The organism is Methanobrevibacter sp. (genome assembly GCF_045577275.1).
Classification (GTDB): domain Archaea; phylum Methanobacteriota; class Methanobacteria; order Methanobacteriales; family Methanobacteriaceae; genus Methanobrevibacter.
This window is the reverse complement of record NZ_JAZNIB010000006.1, coordinates 1-2274: the sequence shown is the minus strand read 5'-3', so window position 1 is coordinate 2274 and position 2274 is coordinate 1. Positions and strand designations below refer to the sequence as shown.

The following is a 2274-nucleotide window of genomic DNA, read 5'->3' as shown; positions in this document are numbered from 1 at the left end:
ATTATTTATATTATTTATATTATAATAAAATTTTAAAAAAAGAAAAAATAAAATAGATTAATTAAAATTAACCTAATTTAATTTTTATATCTAATGCACTTGATCCTTTTTCATATACGAAAATAGGGTTAATATCAAGTTCAGAAATTTCAGGGAAGTCTAAAGTCAATTTAGCCACTCTGATAATAGCTGATTTAACAGCTTCAATATCACCAGGAGCTTCACCTCTGAAACCTTCAAGTAATCCCATTACTTTTGTGTCTTCCATTTGTTCAGCAATTTCTTCGGTAGTTAAACCTTTTGCTAATTTAAATGAAACATCTTCTAATAGGTTTACAAGAACTCCGCCCATACCAAATGCAATCATTGGACCAAATTGTGCATCTCTGATCATACCAACGAGAACTTCAATTCCTGAGTCCATCATTTTTTGAACTTCAACACCATTTGGAACGATATCTGGATGAGCTTTCTTAGCATTAGCCATAATTTCTTCAAATACTTCTTCAGCTTCTTCTTTAGATTGGATTCCTACTTTTACACCACCGATATCGGATTTGTGTAAAATCTTGTCAGATGCAATCTTAAGCACTACTGGGAATTCCATCTCTTCTGCAAGTACACCTGCTTCTTCAGCAGAAGTAGCTAATTTAATAGGAGCTGCTTCAATACCATAGCATTCAGCTACAGCATAAGCTTCACTACCAAGTAAAGTGTCTCTTCCTTCCTCTTTTACCTTAGCGAAAATAGCTTCAACAGCTGCTTTGTCTACGTCATCGACATCTCCGACAGGATCGTCATAGTTCCTATGTTGAACTGCTTCAAATCTTGCAAGGTAGTCAAATACTTTTACAGCAGTTTCAGGGAATACGTAAGTAGGAATTCCATTATCTCTCAATACTTCGTTAGCATTTTCAAATGTAGGTCCACCCATATTTACTGCAATGACAGGTTTATCGAATTCACTTGCACCTTCAACAAGAGCTTGAGCAATACCATCAGCATCTGCAGATGCAGTAGGACATACCATAACTACTAAACCGTCTACATCATCACTGTCCAATACAGCCTCTAAAGATTCCTTATATCTTATAACAGGAGCATCACCTAAAACATCAATAGGGTTTTTGATACTTCCTTCTTCAGGCACTGCAGCTTTTAATCTTGCATTGGTTTCTTCATCAAATTTAACAAGTTCCAAACCGTATCTTTCCATAGCATCTACAGACAATACTCCTCCACCACCTGCATTGGTAATGATTGCAAGGTTACGTCCAGTTGGTAAAGGACATTTGGAGAATGCTAAACCTACATCAAACAATTCATCCATAGTGGTTACTCTAAATACACCGGATTGCTTGAATGCAGTGTCAAATGCTACATCACTACCAGCTAATGCACCGGTATGTGAGGATGCTGCTTCAGCACCAGCAGAACTTGAACCGGATTTGAGGATAATGACCGGTTTTTTATAAGATACTTTTCTTAAAGTTCTGACGAAGTCTTCATCTTCAGTAATTGATTCAAGATAACAAATAACTACTGCAGTTTCATCATCTTCAGATAAATATTCAATTAATTCGATTTCAGTAGTTCCAGCTTTGTTTCCTAAACTGATAATTTTACTGAAACCAATTCCAGATGTTACACTCCAATCGATAATAGCTACCATCATAGCTCCACTTTGGGAAATAAATGCAATATTTCCTGTTGGAGGCATAATCTGTGAAAATGAAGCATTTAATAATGAATGTGAATCAGTGATACCTAAACTGTTAGGACCAATAATATTTATGCCATACTTTTTACCAAGAGCGACAAGCTCATTTTCTCTTTCTACACCTTCACCACCAATTTCTTTAAATCCTGCGGTGATGACAACCATGTTTTTAACACCAAATTCACCACATTCTTCAACAACTGGGTTTACTAAAACACTAGGAATAGAAATAATTACAAGGTCTGGTACTTCCGGTAAGTCAGACACATTTTTATATGCTTTTAATCCTTGGATTTCATCATCTTTAGGGTTAATAGGATAAATATTTCCTTTAAAACCATCATTAATCATATTATTTACAATAATATAACCAACTTTTCCTTCTGAGTTGGAAGCTCCAACAATTGCAACAGAGTCTGGATTAAACATCTTAGTAAGATCAGTCATATATTTTAACTCCTTTATTTAAATTAATTTAAGAATTATGATTTTTAAAATTTTCTCTTTAAAATTTATATACAATTTAATAATTGTTTAATATTATAACAATATTA

The 2274-nt window shown here is 34.0% G+C and carries 1 protein-coding gene; it reads right to left on the bottom strand.

The annotated features are described in order from the left end of the window. Positions 1 to 67: 67 nt before the first annotated feature. Positions 68 to 2167, bottom strand: a complete 2100-nt coding sequence (gene acs, locus ACKI67_RS00055) for an acetate--CoA ligase alpha subunit (RefSeq protein ID WP_407461338.1) — start codon at positions 2165 to 2167, stop codon at positions 68 to 70. Positions 2168 to 2274 lie beyond the last annotated feature (107 nt).